Annotated in this window: 12 protein-coding genes; 11 read left to right on the forward strand and 1 reads right to left on the reverse strand. The window is 41.3% G+C overall.

The window, feature by feature from the left end; genetic code table 11:
• Positions 1–41: 41 nt before the first annotated feature.
• The 5 genes from ppc to pyk all read left to right on the forward strand — a co-directional run bounded on the left by ppc (position 42) and on the right by pyk (position 10238).
• A complete protein-coding gene (gene ppc / locus D8791_RS06205) occupies positions 42–2888 on the forward strand; it encodes a phosphoenolpyruvate carboxylase (protein WP_125446722.1) in 2847 nt (948 codons plus the stop codon).
• A 230-nt stretch (positions 2889–3118) separates the two neighbouring features.
• Complete coding sequence (gene ccpA / locus D8791_RS06210; RefSeq protein WP_005590686.1) at positions 3119–4123, forward strand: catabolite control protein A; 1005 nt, start codon at positions 3119–3121, stop codon at positions 4121–4123.
• Between the two features lie 351 nt (positions 4124–4474).
• Complete coding sequence (locus D8791_RS06215) at positions 4475–7585, forward strand: DNA polymerase III subunit alpha (protein ID WP_185760566.1); 3111 nt, start codon at positions 4475–4477, stop codon at positions 7583–7585.
• A gap of 84 nt (positions 7586–7669) precedes the next feature.
• Positions 7670–8680, forward strand: a complete 1011-nt coding sequence (gene pfkA / locus D8791_RS06220) for a 6-phosphofructokinase (protein ID WP_005590682.1) — start codon at positions 7670–7672, stop codon at positions 8678–8680.
• A gap of 52 nt (positions 8681–8732) precedes the next feature.
• Entirely contained in the window at positions 8733–10238 is a 1506-nt protein-coding gene (gene pyk, locus D8791_RS06225) for a pyruvate kinase (protein ID WP_125373280.1), read from the forward strand.
• Between the two features lie 263 nt (positions 10239–10501).
• Here pyk and D8791_RS06230 read toward each other — a convergent pair whose 3' ends face one another.
• Complete coding sequence (locus tag D8791_RS06230) at positions 10502–10882, reverse strand: hypothetical protein (RefSeq protein ID WP_125446727.1); 381 nt, start codon at positions 10880–10882, stop codon at positions 10502–10504.
• 357 nt (positions 10883–11239) lie between these two features.
• On the opposite strand from D8791_RS06230, the gene cshA reads away from it, so the two are divergent.
• The 6 genes from cshA to D8791_RS06270 all read left to right on the forward strand — a co-directional run bounded on the left by cshA (position 11240) and on the right by D8791_RS06270 (position 17560).
• Positions 11240–12814, forward strand: a complete 1575-nt coding sequence (cshA, locus tag D8791_RS06245; protein WP_125446729.1) for a degradosome RNA helicase CshA — start codon at positions 11240–11242, stop codon at positions 12812–12814.
• A gap of 283 nt (positions 12815–13097) precedes the next feature.
• Positions 13098–13844 carry a DeoR/GlpR family DNA-binding transcription regulator gene (locus D8791_RS06250; protein WP_005590674.1) on the forward strand — a complete coding sequence of 249 codons (747 nt, stop codon included), beginning with the start codon at positions 13098–13100 and terminating at the stop codon, positions 13842–13844.
• Positions 13845–14168: 324 nt separating this feature from the next.
• The gene (locus tag D8791_RS06255; protein WP_061909576.1) at positions 14169–14645 is read left to right on the forward strand and encodes a PTS sugar transporter subunit IIA; all 477 of its coding nucleotides are present in this window, start codon (positions 14169–14171) and stop codon (positions 14643–14645) included.
• Positions 14646–14665: 20 nt separating this feature from the next.
• Entirely contained in the window at positions 14666–14971 is a 306-nt protein-coding gene (locus D8791_RS06260) for a PTS sugar transporter subunit IIB (RefSeq protein ID WP_005590672.1), read from the forward strand.
• Positions 14972–15023: 52 nt separating this feature from the next.
• Positions 15024–16499 (forward strand): PTS galactitol transporter subunit IIC, encoded by a 1476-nt coding sequence (locus D8791_RS06265; RefSeq protein ID WP_125387629.1) that lies wholly within the window; start codon positions 15024–15026, stop codon positions 16497–16499.
• Positions 16500–16663: 164 nt separating this feature from the next.
• On the forward strand, positions 16664–17560 hold the full coding sequence (locus tag D8791_RS06270) for an aldose 1-epimerase family protein (protein ID WP_125446731.1): 897 nt from the start codon (positions 16664–16666) through the stop codon (positions 17558–17560).
• Positions 17561–17586 lie beyond the last annotated feature (26 nt).

The raw sequence follows: 17586 nt of genomic DNA on the forward strand, positions 1-17586 counted from the left end.
TTCTTGTATGTTAGCTCTTCAACAATAGAAAGGTGTAAATAATGTCATTTACAAAATTAGAAAATTATAGCAATAAAGAAATGATTGGAGAAGAAGTTTCTATTTTAACGGACTTGTTGGTAGATATTACCCGAGATATTCTCAGTCCTGACACTTTTGCTAAAATCTCCATGATTGAAGAACTAGCAGTTCAATCTAAATACCAAGAGCTGAAAGCAGTAGTAGAAGAATTATCTACGGATGATATGGTCTATATCTCACGGTATTTTGCTATTTTACCTCTGCTCATCAATATTTCTGAAGATGTTGACTTGGCTTATGAGATTAATCATCAAAATAATATTGACCAAGACTACCTTGGTAAGCTTTCGACGACGATTGATTTGGTTTCAACACGAGAAAATGCACAAGAAATCCTAGAAAATCTAAATGTTGTTCCCGTTTTGACTGCTCATCCGACTCAGGTTCAGCGCAAGACCATGTTGGATTTGACAAATCATATTCACACACTGTTGCGCCAGCATCGTGATGTTAAAGCTGGTTTGGTGAACGAAAAGAAATGGTTAGCCAATCTCCGTCGCTATATCGAGCTGATGATGCAGACCGACATGATTCGGGAAAAGAAACTTAAGGTTACCAATGAAATTACTAACGTTATGGAATACTATAATAGTTCTTTTCTTCAAGCAATTACGAACCTGATGCTAGAGTATAAACGTTTAGCAGAAGAAAAAGGAATCCATTTGGAAAATCCAAAGCCGATCACCATGGGGATGTGGATTGGTGGCGACCGCGATGGAAATCCATTTGTAACCGCTGAAACTCTGAAATTGTCTGCGACGGTGCAGAGCGAAGTTATTCTGAATTACTACATTGACAAGGTTTATACACTCTATCGTAACTTCTCCCTGTCTACTAATCTTTCAAAAACAAGTGAAGCTGTAGCCAAGATGGCAGCTTTGTCAAGCGACAAGTCTGTTTATCGAGAAAATGAGCCTTATCGCCGCGCCTTTCATTATATTCAGTCCAAGTTGATTCAGACCTTGCTTTATCTGAAAGAAGGTAATTTCTCTAGTGAAGGACATCGTTTGGCTGACAAAGCGGAAGCTGTCTTGCATGCCAATGCCACCACTTCAGTCAGCCATAATGGTAGAGAAATCATTCCAAATTATATCCAGTCTAGACTCAGTGATAGCTTAGATGAGTTACGCAAAGAAGAACTCCCATCTTATAAAAATGCGCAAGAGTTTAAGGATGATCTCCTTGTCATCCGTGATTCTTTGTTAGAACACAATGGACAAGCTTTGGTGACTGGAGAACTTACTGAATTGCTACAAGCAGTTGACATTTTTGGTTTCTTCTTGGCCAGCATTGATATGCGTCAGGATTCCAGTGTCCATGAGGCTTGTGTGGCTGAGCTTTTGGCTTCTGCTAATATTGTGAAAGATTACAGCAGCTTGTCAGAGGAAGAAAAATGCCAAGTCCTTCTCAAGCAGCTTCTGGAGGATCCACGGATCTTGTCAGCCACTCATGCACCTAAGTCTGAACTTTTACAAAAAGAATTGGAAATTTTCAAGACGGCTCGTCAGCTTAAGGATGCGATTGGCGAAGATGTTATCAAGCAAAATATTATTTCCCATTCAACTAGTGTATCAGATCTTCTAGAGCTGGCGATTATGCTCAAGGAAGTTGGCTTGATCGATGAGGAAGGTGCGCGTGTGCAGATTGTCCCTCTGTTTGAAACGATTGAGGACCTAGATAATTCCTGCGATACTATGGAAAAATATCTATCTCTGCCAATTGCTCAAAAATGGATTGCTTCTAAAAACAACTACCAAGAAATCATGCTGGGCTACTCAGATAGTAACAAGGATGGTGGCTATTTATCATCGTGCTGGACACTTTACAAGGCTCAGCAACAGCTGACAGCTATTGGTGATAAGTTTGGCGTCAAGATTACCTTCTTCCATGGTCGTGGAGGAACTGTCGGTCGTGGCGGTGGGCCAACATATGAGGCAATCACTTCACAACCATTGCGGAGTATCAATGATCGTATTCGCCTGACAGAGCAGGGTGAGGTCATCGGCAATAAATACGGTAATAAGGATGCTGCTTACTACAATCTGGAAATGCTTGTATCGGCGGCTATTAACCGTATGATAAGCTATAAGAAGAGTGATAGTAATACGACCAATGAATACGAGAGAGTGATGGATCGAGTGGTCGATCGAAGCTACCAAATCTATCGCGATCTAGTCTTTGGTGATGAACGTTTCTACGACTATTTCTTTGAGTCTAGTCCTATTAAGGCCATTTCTAGCTTTAATATCGGTTCTCGTCCAGCGGCCCGTAAAACGATAACTGAAATCGGTGGCCTGAGAGCCATTCCTTGGGTCTTCTCATGGTCTCAAAGTCGGGTTATGTTCCCTGGTTGGTATGGCGTTGGCTCTAGTTTCAAAGAATTTATCGATGAAGATCCTGAAAAGAATCTTGCCTTCCTTCAATTTATGTATCAGAGATGGCCATTCTTCCAGTCCCTCTTGTCAAATGTTGATATGGTGCTGTCCAAGTCCAATATGAATATCGCTTTTGAATATGCGCAACTTTGTGAAGACCAAAATGTACGCGATATTTTCAATACAATCCTAGACGAATGGCAGTTGACCAAGGATGTTATCTTGGCGATTGAAGGCCATGACGAGCTCTTAGCAGAAAATGCCTATCTCAAGGATAGTTTGAACTATCGGATGCCCTATTTCAATGTTTTGAACTATATCCAGCTTGAGCTGATCAAGCGTCAGCGGCGAGGAGAACTTTCACCAGAACAAGAACGTTTGATCCACATTACCATCAATGGAATTGCGACAGGTCTACGAAATTCTGGTTGATGCACAAGGAGCTTTAAAAGAACTCAATAAGAAATCGGCTTCTGAGCCGATTTTTTATTGAGTTTAAACTATTTTGAGTCAATAACTCATTTCCTGCGATTCGTGTAAATAAAAAATGAAAAAGTTTTCATATCTGTACGCTAAAATACTTGAAAGTGTTTACAATTAGTGATACAATGATAAGTGTAGAAAAATGAAAACGATATTTTCAACAAAAGAAAGGAAACTATATGAACACAGACGACACAGTAACCATTTATGATGTCGCCCGTGAAGCGGGAGTTTCAATGGCGACAGTCAGCCGAGTTGTAAATGGTAACAAGAATGTAAAAGAAAATACACGAAAAAAAGTACTAGAAGTAATTGAGCGTCTTGACTATCGTCCTAATGCAGTTGCCCGTGGTTTGGCCAGCAAAAAGACGACCACAGTTGGTGTTGTAATTCCTAATATCACGAATAGTTACTTCTCTACTTTAGCCAAAGGGATTGATGATATTGCCGAAATGTATAAGTACAATATCGTCCTGGCAAACAGCGATGAAGATGATGACAAGGAAGTTTCGGTTGTTAATACCCTTTTCTCTAAGCAAGTAGATGGTATTATTTTTATGGGTTACCATCTGACAGAGAAAATTCGCTCAGAGTTTTCACGTTCACGAACACCAGTGGTTCTAGCGGGCACGGTGGATGTAGAACATCAGTTACCAAGTGTCAATATTGATTATAAACAGGCAACCGTTGATGCTGTGGAACTATTGGCTAAACGAAACAAGAAAATTGCTTTTGTCAGCGGTCCTTTGGTAGATGATATCAATGGTAAAATCCGCTTGTCTGGCTACAAAGAAGCTCTGAAAGGCAAGAAAATTTCATACAGCGAAGGTTTGGTCTTCGAATCTAAGTATAGCTACGATGATGGTTATCATCTAGCTGAACGTCTGATTGCTTCAAAGGCAACGGCGGCTTTTGTGACCGGAGATGAGTTGGCAGCAGGTTTGCTTAATGGTTTGGCTGATCGAGGTGTTCGTATTCCTGAAGACTTTGAAATCATTACTAGCGATGATTCGCAAATCGCTCGCTTTACTCGCCCTAATCTGTCTACTATTGGACAACCTCTGTATGACATCGGCGCGATTAGTATGCGGATGCTGACAAAGATTATGCATAAAGAAGAGTTGGAAGAGCGTGAAGTCCTCCTAGCTCATACGATCAATGAACGTAAATCAACTCGTAAATAATAAAATTGATTCGGCATGGGACAGAATTAAATTTTGAAAGAATTTAGTTCTGTCTCATTTTTTGTTTTAGTTAAACACAGTTGCCGGATATAAGAGATTCTGAGTTTCTTCTTTACAGAAATTTAGGTATAATAGAAGCAGGAATGCTGAAATTAGTTCTTGTTCTACTTACTTGACTGACGAAGGTTAAGAAGAAATAGGCTAGTTAGAGCTTGGGATAGATTTTCAGTAAAACGAAAAAATAAAGAAGTGAAAATGAAAATTTTTTGTCTTCTTTTGATTAATAGGGATCATTTGCGGCGGTTTATAGCTTGCCGAATCATTTATCGTAGCTGTATCAAGGAGAATTTTGTGATTACACAACTAGATACCAAGACTGTTTATAGCTTTATGGATAGTTTAGTCTCTATCAAAAAATATGTTCAACGGTCCAAGGACTTGGGCTACAAAAGTCTAGGCATGATGGATGTGGACAATCTTTATGGGGCTTATCATTTTCTAGAGGAGGCAAAAGCGGCAGGACTTCAGCCCTTGCTCGGTCTAGAAATGGAAATTTTAAAAGATGGTAATCTTCTCAATCTGAGACTGTTGGCCTTGGATAGTCAGGGGTATCGCAATTTGATGAAGATTTCGACTCTGAAAATGATGAATCGTCAAAATTGGGAAGACTTTCAACATCTTTTTAAGGGGCTGGCTCTGATTGTACCAATCTTTGAAGGTGTGGATCAGCTTGATTTGGGCTTGGACTTTTATGTTGGGGTCTTTCCAGATACGCCAAGGCAGGAATTGACTAGACCAGTCCTGCCCTTGCATACGGTTCGCTACTTTGAGCAAGGAGATTTAGAAACCTTGCAAATGCTGAGGGCGATTCGGGACAATATCAGCTTGCGAGAGGTCGGTCATCTGTCAAACCATGAATTTTTATTAGCCCCAGCCTCTTTAGTGGAAGCTTTCGCTGAAAACTTTCCAGAGAGTTTGACCAACTTGGAGAAATTGGTGGCTGATGTTCACTATGAAATCAACACCGAGTTGAAGCTTCCGCGCTTCAATCCTGAGCGTCCTGCTGTAGAGGAGCTGCGAGAATTGGCTGAGGCGGGATTGGCCAAGTGGGGTCTTGCAGGGGAAGACTATCAAGCAAGGCTGGATCAGGAGCTGGATGTCATTCATCAGATGGGCTTTGATGATTATTTCCTTATTGTCTGGGATTTGCTGCGCTTTGGCCGCAGTCAAGGTTATTACATGGGGATGGGACGTGGCTCTGCAGTTGGCAGTTTAGTAGCCTATGCTTTGGAAATTACAGGCATTGACCCAGTAGAAAAGAATCTGCTGTTTGAACGTTTCCTAAATCTGGAGCGCTATACCATGCCCGATATTGATATTGATATTCCCGATGTGTATCGGCCGGAGTTTATCCGCTATGTCCGAGATCGTTATGGTAGCATGCATGCAGCCCAGATTGTGACCTACTCAACCTTTGGAGCCAAGCAGGCCATCCGAGATGTCTTTAAGCGCTTTGGTTTGCCAGAGTACGAGCTGACCAATATGACCAAAAAAATCGGCTTTCGAGATAAATTAACCACTGCTTATGAGCGAAATATAGCTTTTCGTCAGATTATCAATAGCAAACTAGAATACCAGAAGGCCTTTGAAATTGCCAAAAAAATCGAAGGAAATCCACGTCAGACCTCAATCCATGCTGCTGGTGTCGTCATGAGTGACGATGATTTGACCAATCAGATTCCTTTAAAATATGGGGAAGACATGTATATCACCCAGTACGATGCCCATGGTGTGGAAAGCAATGGACTGCTTAAGATGGACTTTCTGGGCCTGCGTAATTTAACCTTTGTCCAGCGGATGAAAGAAGCAGCTCTATACAAATACGGAGTTGATATTGATATTGCTGGTATTGACCTGGAAGATGAGGAAACTCTACGCCTCTTTGCAGCGGGTAATACCAAGGGTATTTTCCAGTTTGAACAAGCGGGTGCCATCAGTCTTTTGAAAAGAGTCCAACCCGTCCAGTTTGAAGAAGTAGTGGCTACCACCTCTCTCAATCGTCCCGGAGCTAGTGACTATATTGATAACTTTGTCAAGCGCAAGCATGGTCGCGAGCGCGTGGAGATGATTGATCCGAGCTTGGAGGATATCTTGGCTCCAACCTATGGCATCATGCTTTACCAAGAGCAGGTCATGCAGGTCGCCCAGCGTTTTGGTGGTTTTAGTCTGGGGAAGGCCGATATTTTACGACGAGCGATGGGCAAGAAAAATGCTGCTGAAATGCATGAAATGGAGGAAGAATTTGTCAGGGGAGCTGTCAGATTGGGGCACTCAGAGACCAAGGCCAAGGAAGTCTTTGCGGTCATGGAGAAATTTGCTGGTTATGGCTTCAACCGCAGTCATGCCTATGCTTACTCGGCTCTAGCTTTTCAGTTGGCCTATTTCAAGGCTCATTATCCAGACATCTTCTTTGATGTCATGCTTAATTATTCTAGCTCGGACTATATAACAGATGCACTCGGCTTTGGCTTTGAGCTAGCTCCCTTGACCATCCATAACATTCCCTATAAAGATAAGTTTCAGGAGCGGAAAATCTATCTTGGTTTGAAAAATATTAAGGGCTTGCCAAGGGATTTTGCTTTCTGGATCATAGAAGAGCGTCAAAAGCATCCCTTTAGCAGTGTGGAAGATTTCATTTTACGCCTGCCTCAGAGTTATCATAAGTTGCCACTTTTAAGTCCTTTGGTGCAATTAGGGCTCTTTGATGTTTTTGAGCCCAATCGCCAGAAGATTTTGCACAATCTACCGAATCTTTTTGTCTTTGCAGATGAGCTGGGGAGTTTATTTGCTGATACTAGCTATTCATGGACGGATGCTGAGGATTTTACTGCTGCAGAAAAATTTGAGCAGGAGCAAGCCTTGATTGGAATTGGCCTTAGTGATCACCCGCTCATTAGCCTAGCTAAGAAAGCTCATCATCCTTTTGTCTGGATTGAAGAGTTGGCGGAAAATGGCAAGGCGACCATTCTAGTAGAAGTCCAGTCGATCAAGATTATTCGCACCAAAAATGGTGAAAATATGGCCTTTATGCAGGTGACGGATACCAAGAAAAAGTTAGATGTCACTTTATTTCCAGAGGTTTACCGCCGCTTTGCTCAACTAATCCAAGAAAAAGGCTATTACTATCTGACTGGAAAAATTCAGGAGAGGGATGGCCGACTACAGATGGTTCTATCAGAGGTGGAGAAAGCAAGCTCAGAACGCTTTTGGATCCAATTAGCTGATACTAGTCACGACAGGCAGATTGCGGAGATCCTGCAGCGATACCCTGGGGATATTCCCGTGGTGCTACGCTATGAGAATGACAAGAAAACGGTTCCTGCAACAGGCTTTCAAGTTCAAAAATCAGACCAACTTCAAGCTGAACTAGAAAATTACAGCATGAAAACGGTTTTTCGGTAAAAAATCAGGAAAATAAGAGAATTTTTATTCTGATTGTGGTATAATCTATAAGAATGTTAAAAAGATAAAGGAGCACATTACGAAATGAAACGTATTGCTGTTTTGACCAGTGGTGGAGATGCCCCTGGTATGAATGCTGCTATTCGTGCAGTCGTTCGTAAAGCAATTTCCGAAGGAATGGAAGTTTATGGGATTTATGGCGGCTACGCTGGAATGGTTGCTGGTGATATTTATCCACTTGATGCGACTTCAGTTGGAGACATTATTTCTCGTGGAGGAACTTTCCTTCATTCAGCGCGCTACCCTGAGTTTGCAAAACTTGAAGGGCAATTAAAGGGAATCGAACAACTGAAGAAACACGGTATTGAAGGTGTAGTTGTTATCGGTGGAGACGGTTCTTACCATGGTGCGATGCGCTTAACAGAGCATGGCTTCCCAGCTGTTGGTGTACCTGGAACTATTGACAATGACATTGTCGGAACAGATTTCACTATCGGTTTTGATACTGCTGTTACAACTGCAATGGATGCGATCGACAAGATCCGTGATACATCATCCAGTCACCGTCGTACTTTCGTTGTTGAAGTAATGGGACGTAACGCTGGTGATATTGCACTTTGGGCAGGTATTGCTACAGGTGCAGATGAAATTATCATTCCTGAAGAAGGCTTCAAGATTGAAGATATCGTTGCCAGCATCAAACGTGGCTATGAAAAAGGTAAGAAGCATAATATCATTGTTCTTGCTGAAGGTGTTATGTCAGCAGATGAGTTTGGCAAAAAGCTGAAAGAAGCTGGTGATACTAGCGATCTTCGTGTGACCGAACTTGGTCACATCCAACGTGGTGGTTCACCAACTGCTCGCGACCGTGTATTGGCTTCTCGTATGGGAGCGCATGCCGTTAAACTACTTAAAGAAGGTATCGGTGGTGTTGCCGTAGGTATCCGTAATGAAAAAATGGTGGAAAGCCCAATCTTGGGAACTGCTGAAGAAGGCGCACTCTTTAGCCTGACTGCAGACGGCAAAATCGTTGTCAACAATCCACATAAAGCTGATATCGGCTTAGCAGAGCTCAATCGCAGCATTAATATTTAATTGGTCAATCAGGGGTGAAATCCCCAAATAGTAGAAGGAGTTTCTTAATATCATGAACAAACGCGTAAAAATCGTTGCAACTTTAGGTCCTGCGGTAGAAATCCGTGGCGGTAAAAAATTCGGTGAAGACGGATACTGGGGTGAAAAACTGGACGTTGAAGCTTCAGCTCAAAATATTGCAAAATTGATTGAAGCAGGAGCAAACACTTTCCGTTTCAACTTCTCACACGGTGACCATCAAGAACAAGGTGAGCGTATGGCAACTGTTAAACGTGCGGAAGAAATCGCTGGTAAAAAAGTTGGTTTCCTTCTTGACACTAAAGGTCCAGAAATCCGTACAGAATTGTTCGAAGGTGACGCAAAAGAGTACTCATACAAAACTGGTGAAAAAATCCGCGTTGCGACAAAACAAGGAATCAAATCAACTCGCGATGTGATTGCTTTGAACGTTGCTGGTGGACTTGATATCTACGATGATGTTGAAGTAGGTCGCCAAGTATTGGTTGACGATGGTAAACTTGGTCTTCGCGTTGTAGAAAAAGACGATGCAAGCCGTGAATTTGTAGTTGAAGTTGAAAATGACGGTGTTATCGCTAAACAAAAAGGTGTGAACATCCCTAACACTAAAATTCCTTTCCCAGCACTTGCTGAGCGTGACAATGACGATATCCGCTTCGGTCTTGAGCAAGGAATCAACTTCATCGCGATTTCATTTGTACGTACTGCAAAAGACGTTAACGAAGTTCGTGCAATCTGTGAAGAAACTGGTAACGGACATGTTCAATTGTTCGCTAAAATCGAAAACCAACAAGGTATCGACAACTTGGATGAAATCATCGAAGCTGCTGACGGTATCATGATCGCTCGTGGTGACATGGGTATCGAAGTACCATTCGAAATGGTTCCAGTTTACCAAAAAATGATCATCACTAAAGTCAATGCAGCTGGTAAAGTTGTTATCACAGCAACAAACATGCTTGAAACAATGACTGAGAAACCACGTGCAACTCGTTCAGAAGTATCAGACGTATTTAACGCTGTTATCGATGGAACTGACGCTACAATGCTTTCAGGTGAGTCTGCAAACGGTAAATACCCACTTGAGTCAGTAACTACAATGGCTACAATCGACAAGAATGCTCAAACTCTTCTTAACGAATACGGACGTTTGAACTCAGATACTTTCGAACGTAACTCTAAGACAGAAGTTATGGCTTCAGCTGTTAAAGATGCTACTAACTCAATGAATATCAAATTGGTTGTTACTTTGACTAAGACTGGTCACACTGCTCGTTTGATCTCTAAATACCGTCCAAATGCTGATATCTTGGCATTGACATTCGATGAATTGACAGAACGTGGCTTGATGTTGAACTGGGGTGTTATCCCAATGTTGACAGAAGCACCTTCATCAACTGATGATATGTTCGAAATTGCTGAACGTAAAGCAGTTGAAGCAGGTCTTGTTGAGTCTGGTGACGATATCGTTATCGTTGCAGGTGTACCACTTGGCGAAGCTGTTCGTACAAACACAATGCGTATCCGTACAGTACGTTAATTTATTTCATAGTATGCAAAAACCGATAGATCCATTCTATCGGTTTATTTTTTGTTCTAGAATTTTTAATTGATTTCGTAATTGTGAAAACTTCAAAATAAGAATATTAACATTTTGCATATCAAAAAGGAGAAGAACCTTATGATCTTCTCCAGATTTTATATTTTCTTCAATTGACCACATTTATAAGGAATAAAAACAATAGTGTAACTATGATAATTATGGATTATCGTTACACTATTAGTTAGTAGATACTCTCTATATCACTTTTTCTCTTTTCTAGATTCTAATACCCAACCGATGATCCAGCAGCAGACGAGCAGATAATTTTCAATCCAGCCCAGTAGGTTGGTTTGATTCGCTTTTTCAAGATAGCCCAGCAGATGGTTGGTACCAAAGCCCAGTCCACCCAGAATCAGTGCTAGCAAGGTCATACGCAGATAGAACCAATCATATTTTATGTTGGTGGCAATGACTAAAGGCAGAATAGCCAGATTCCAGAAACCTATTTCCCGCTGCCAGTAGGGAGCTAGACCATAGATGGACTCATTGCCCAAGAGTTGGGGCTGGAAAATCTGAATCATAGCCGCGCCCAGCATAGCTAAGATCAGTAAAATGAAAGTCACTCGTAAAAATTTATTCATACTTATCTCCTTTCTTCTTTGTCGATTATAATGTTTTTGAAAATGATTTTCAAGTTTTCATTTTTTACAAAAGAAAGCTCTAATAAAATATTTTACAGCCAAGTCCTATCTTTTTAGGTGATTTTGTGGTATACTAGATTGGTTGCAGAAATACAGTTTTTCTATTCAGTGGGAACTAGCGACCGAGTCGGCGCTTTTTTAGTGCCTGGACTTGAGAGACCATATTTATGAAGAGAAGAGCGAATACTCTCAGGAAATCGAGATTTAGCAAGAGAAAAGCACTTGGTATGTTTCGATAGTTGAGTATTAAAAGCCTTATAAGGTGGCTTCGCACCGCCTTTAGAAAGAAGAAGAACATTGAAATTTAATGAATTACATTTATCTACTGAATTACTAGCAGAGATTGAAAAAGCTGGTTTTGTAGAAGCAAGCCCTATCCAAGAACAGACGATTCCACTTGCCATGGCAGGTAAGGATGTCATTGGTCAGGCCCAGACAGGGACAGGAAAGACAGCAGCTTTTGGTTTTCCAACGCTGGAAAAGATTGATACCGATAATCCTGCTGTGCAGGCGTTGGTTATCGCTCCAACCCGTGAATTGGCTGTTCAGAGTCAGGAAGAGCTGTTCCGTTTTGGTCGCAGCAAGGGAGTCAAAGTGCGTTCTGTCTATGGTGGCTCCAGCATTGAAAAGCAAATTAAAGCCCTCAAATCAGGTGCTCATATCGTCGTAGGAACACCTGGCCGTCTCTTGGATTTGATTAAGCGCAAGGCGCTTAAGCTGAGTCAGATTGAAACCTTAATCTTGGACGAAGCGGATGAAATGCTTAACATGGGCTTTTTGGAAGATATTGAGTCTATCATTTCACGTGTGCCAGAAGAGCGTCAGACCTTGCTCTTTTCAGCGACCATGCCGGATGCTATCAAGCGCATCGGTGTCAAGTTTATGAAGGAGCCTGAGCATGTCAAGATTGCTGCCAAGGAATTGACGACGGAGCTAGTAGACCAGTATTATATCCGTGTCAAAGAAAATGAAAAATTTGATACCATGACCCGCCTGATGGACGTGGAGCAGCCAGAGCTGTCTATCGTTTTTGGTCGGACCAAGCGTCGGGTGGATGAGCTGACTCGCGGTCTGAAAATCCGTGGCTTCCGCGCAGAGGGTATCCATGGTGATTTGGACCAAGGCAAGCGCCTCCGCGTTCTGCGCGACTTTAAAAACGGCAATTTGGATGTCTTGGTGGCGACAGATGTGGCAGCGCGTGGATTGGATATTTCTGGTGTGACCCATGTCTACAACTATGACATACCACAGGATCCAGAAAGTTATGTTCACCGGATTGGTCGGACTGGTCGTGCCGGTAAGTCAGGTCAGTCGATCACTTTCGTAGCGCCAAATGAAATGGGCTATCTGCAGATTATCGAAAATCTGACCAAGAAACGTATGAAAGGCCTTAAGCCAGCGACTGCAGAGGAAGCTTTCCAAGCTAAGAAAAGAGTTGCCCTTAAGAAGATTGAACGCGATTTTGCGGACGAAAGCATCCACTCTAACTTTGAGAAATTTAGCAAGGATGCCCGCAAGCTAGCAGCAGAATTTAGCCCAGAAGAGCTGGCTATGTATATCCTCAGCTTGACGGTGCAGGATCCAGATGCCCTTCCTGAAGTAGAAATTGCCCGTGAAAAACCATTGCCATTTAAACCGTCTGGCGGAGGCTTTGGCGGAAAAGGGAAGAGTGGCCGTGGCAACGGTCGTCGAGGTGACCAAGGTCGTGATCGTCGTGGTGGACGCGAAGACCGAGATGGCGGGCGTCGTGACTTTAAACGCAAGTCAAATAAGAATAGTCGTGATTTCGAAAGCAGAGGGAACAAGCGTCCGCACCGTACTTCTAGTGAAAAGAAAAACGGCTTTGTTATCCGTAATAAAGGCGATAAATAAACAGAAAATCCGATGTCATTAGACATTGGATTTTTTGATTGAGGAGAATCTCGATATCTTCCATGATTTGTTTGAAAAAGGCACAATGAAAACGCATAATCAAACAATATTCGATTTTTTTGAAAAAAAGTATACATTTTTTTGTTTATATGAGAAAATTGTAGTATAATGATATAAGTAATGGTGCATGGACATTAAGGTGATTTGAAGTGTCTAAGGAACCTGACAAGAAAAATAGACTTTATGAGAAGTCTCTAGACATCAACCACAAGGAGGATTGTACATGAAGGAAAGTCGTCATAAAGTGATCTTACAAGAGCTGGACCAGACGGGAGTTGTGTCTGTAAAGAACCTGAAGGAATTGCTGAATGTAACAGATATGACCATTCGGCGAGATTTGATTGATCTTGAGAAGCAAGGACTTTTGATTCGGGTGCATGGTGGGGCTCATAAAAAGGTGAAAGATAGCTTGAATGAAGCTTCGCATTCTGAAAAAACGATGTTAAATATCGAAGAAAAGAAGCTGATTGCCAAAAAATGTGCGGATCTGATTGCTGAAGGGGACACGGTTTTTATCGGATCAGGTACTACGACGGATTTTATAGGCGATTATTTAGAAGGGAAAAATATCAGCATTGTGACCAACTCTCTCCCTATTTTCGAAAAGTTGAAGGATTACCCTAATTTTGATTTGATTTTGATCGGAGGACGCTATCGGGTCAAGACCCAGACTTTTGTAGGGCAGTTTGCTAATAAACTTCTACGAGAAATCAAGGTATCAAAGGCCTTTATTGGAGTGAACGGCATTGATGGTCACAATGTGACGACTGCCAATGAAGAAGAGGGTAATGGAAATGCCATTATTCTCAACAATGCAATTGAAAAATACATCGTTGCAGATAATAGCAAATTTGATAGCTATTCTTTCTATAGTTTTTACCGTTTAGACAATATTGACGCGATTGTAACGGATGACCATATCTCTCCGAAAGTGAGAGCAAAATATAGTTCTTACACCAAGGTCCTCTGATTTGATCGCGTTGTCATGAATGTTAATTTGAGATTCTGAAAGCTGCGAAATTCGCAGCTTTTATTTCGTGTTTCAAATGAATTGCATTTAACAGTAGACGGAAAGTCTTTGTATATCAACTTAGACTTGCTAAGGATATTTTTATGACTCGTGTTATTCGTCAGCCATGCAGAATGACGAAATGTTCTATCTCCATATGAACATTAAAATTTTAAGTTATTAGATAAATAAACAAAAAATAACAAAACAAACTATTGACAGCGCTATCACATAATGATATAATTAATTAAACGAACAAAAAGAAACAAAAGGAGAGATGATAAAATGGCGCTTGCCCAATTATTTGATGAAAATCTAGTGTTTTGTTTACATGCAGAAAATCAAGAAGATCTTTTTCATCAAGTAGCTGATTTGTTAGAAGAAAGAGAAATTGTAACTTCTTCTTATCGAAACGCTTTACTTGAAAGAGAAAAGGCGTTTCCAACTGGATTGGATATGGAATTTTTAGGTAAGGAATTGCCGAATGTTGCCATACCTCATACGGATATTGCGCATAATCTGACTGAAAATGTGGTAGTCGTTAAGCTAGATCAGCCTGTAACCTTCCACAATATGATTTCTCCTACGCAAACCGTTGAAGTGTCTCTCTTGTTCTTTATTATCAACAACTCTAGCTCAAGCCAGACCAATATCTTAGCACAGTTAATGGATTTCTTCACTAGCGAAGGAAATCTAGCTGGTTTAGCTTCTTTGAACTCAAAAGAAGAGTTGTTCCAATATATTTCAAAAGTTATTAAATAAATAAATCGGAGGATTTTATTATGATTAAAATTTTAGCAGCCTGCGGAGCAGGGGTAAACTCAAGTCACCAAATCAAGAGTGCTCTTGAGGAAGAGTTGTCAAACCGCGGTTATGATGTACATTGTGATGCCGTGATGGTCAAGGATGTTAATGAAGATCTAATGCAAGGTTATGATATCTTCACGCCAATCGCTGCAACAGATCTTGGTTTTGAACCAGGAATCCCAGTTATCGAAGCTGGACCAATCTTGTTCCGTATTCCTGCAATGAGCGCTCCAGTGTTTGACAATATTGAAGCAGCGATTAAAGAGCACGGACTAAGTTAATCTATTCTTTATCTTGTTAACATTCATATAACAAAAAAAGGGAGGAATTATTATGGATGTCATTATTGACCTAGCCAATAAGATTTTCAAGCCAGTCTTGGAAATGGGTGGTCCTATCATCATGCTGATCATCTTGACAGTATTGGCTTTACTATTTGGAGTGAAATTCTCCAAAGCGCTTGAAGGTGGTATCAAACTTGCCATCGCTCTTACTGGTATCGGTGCCATCATCGGTATGCTCAACGGAGCTTTCTCAGCATCACTTGCTAAATTCGTTGAGAACACTGGTATTCAGTTGAACATCACTGACGTTGGTTGGGCACCGCTTGCAACTATCACTTGGGGTTCTCCATGGACCTTGTACTTCTTGCTCATCATGCTCATTGTCAATGTTGTGATGTTAGCTATAAAGAAAACAGATACATTGGATGTGGATATCTTTGATATTTGGCACTTGTCAATCACTGGCTTGCTCATCAAATGGTATGCAGATAAGAGCCATGTAAGTCCTGCCGTATCACTTTTGATTGCAACTTTAGCAGTTGTCTTGGTTGGTGTCTTGAAGATTATCAACTCTGACTTGATGAAACCAACTTTTGATGATTTGTTGAATGCGCCAAGTTCATCACCAATGACTTCAACTCACATGAACTACATGATGAACCCTGTTATCATGGTTTTGGATAAGATTTTTGACAAATTCTTCCCTGGGTTGGACAAATATGACTTTGATGCTGCCGCTTTGAACAAGAAAATCGGTTTCTGGGGATCTAAATTCTTCATCGGTTTCCTTCTTGGTGTCGTTATCGGTATCATGGGAACTCCGCACCCAGTGTCTGACGTTGCCGAAGCAGCAAAATGGTCACTTGTTATCAAAGGATGGTTGTCTCTTGGTTTGACTGCCGGTGTCTGCTTGGAGCTCTTCTCACTTATCGGATCATGGTTTATCGCAGCCGTTGAACCACTTTCACAAGGTATTACTAACGTAGCAACAAAACGTCTTCAAGGACGTAAATTCAACATTGGTCTTGACTGGCCATTTATCGCTGGTCGTGCAGAAATCTGGGCCTGCGCTAACGTACTTGCCCCAATCATGTTGATTGAAGCAGTTCTGCTTTCTAATGTAGGAAACGGTATCTTGCCGTTGGCTGGTATCATCGCAATGGGTGTAACACCTGCCCTTCTGGTTGTTACTCGTGGTAAATTGCTTCGTATGATTGTCTTTGGAACTCTCTTGTTACCACTCTTCCTTCTCTCAGGTACACTCATTGCACCATTTGCAACAGAACTTGCTAAAGGTGTAGGTGCTTTCCCTGAAGGAGTTAGCCAAACTCAATTGATTACTCACTCAACACTTGAAGGACCAATCGAAAAACTTTTGGGTTGGACTATTGGTAATACTACTACAGGTGATATCAAAGCAATCATTGGTGCTATTGTCTTCCTTGGTGCTTATATTGGAATCTTTGCTTGGTACAGAAAGCAAATGATCAAACGGAATGCAGAATACGCAGCAAAAGCAAAATAATATCCGTTAACTATTGTTAAATATTGTAAGACTTGGGAGGCTAGATTGTCCATTTCCAAATGGGAATGTTGATAATCTAGCTTTTCCTATGTAATGAATAGAAAAGGCTAAGCAGAGAGAAGTCAGAAGCCTGCCTTTTTCTCTGAAATAGAGAGGAGATTTGGATGGTGATCGCGCTAGAAAATGATGAATTGACAGTGCAGTTTGAGAAATTGGGAGGAGCACTTTCTTCAATCAAGGATAAGGATGGTGTAGAATACCTCTGGCAGGGAGATGCAACCTATTGGAGCGGTCAAGCTCCAGTTCTTTTCCCCATTTGTGGGAGTTTGCGTAATGACACCGCTCACTATGTTTTAAAAGATGATCAAGAAGCGAGTGGAGTGATTCCTCGGCATGGTCTCGTTCGCAAGAAAGAATTTGAATTGGTTGAACAAACGGATACGAGTGTGACCTTTGCTATTGAGGACACAGAGGAGATGTTTCAAAACTATCCTTATCATTTCCGCTTATCGATTCGCTATAGCTTGACTGGCAAGAAGCTTCGTACCCAGTATATCGTAGAAAATCTGGGAGATAGTGAGGTCATGCCGTACTTCATCGGAGGCCATCCAGGCTTCAACTGTCCTTTACTCGATGATGAAAAGTATGAAGATTACTATTTGGAGTTTGAAGAGGAAGAAACTTGCAGCGTTCCTCTCTCTTATCCTGAAACTGGTATGTTGAACTTTCTCGAACGTTCAAGCTTCCTAGATCATCAAAAAGAACTAAATTTGGACTATGCTATCTTTGCTAAAGATGCAGTGACCCTTGATGAGCTAAAATCGCGGACTGTTGCTCTTCGTTCTTGGTATCATGATAAAGGGTTACGTTTGGATTTTCAAGAATTTCCAAATCTAATTATCTGGTCAACTATTAACAAAGGACCATTTATAGCCTTAGAACCTTGGTCAGGTTTGTCGACCTCGTTAGAAGAGGGTGATTATTTAGAAAGCAAGAAAAATGTCCGTCTACTCCCAGCAGGAGAAAAAGAAGAAATTGGATTTGATATTACTATTTTTTAAAGAAAAATTTTAAAAATGTTTAAAAA

Source organism: Streptococcus cristatus (assembly GCF_003943515.1).
Taxonomy (GTDB): domain Bacteria; phylum Bacillota; class Bacilli; order Lactobacillales; family Streptococcaceae; genus Streptococcus; species Streptococcus cristatus_D.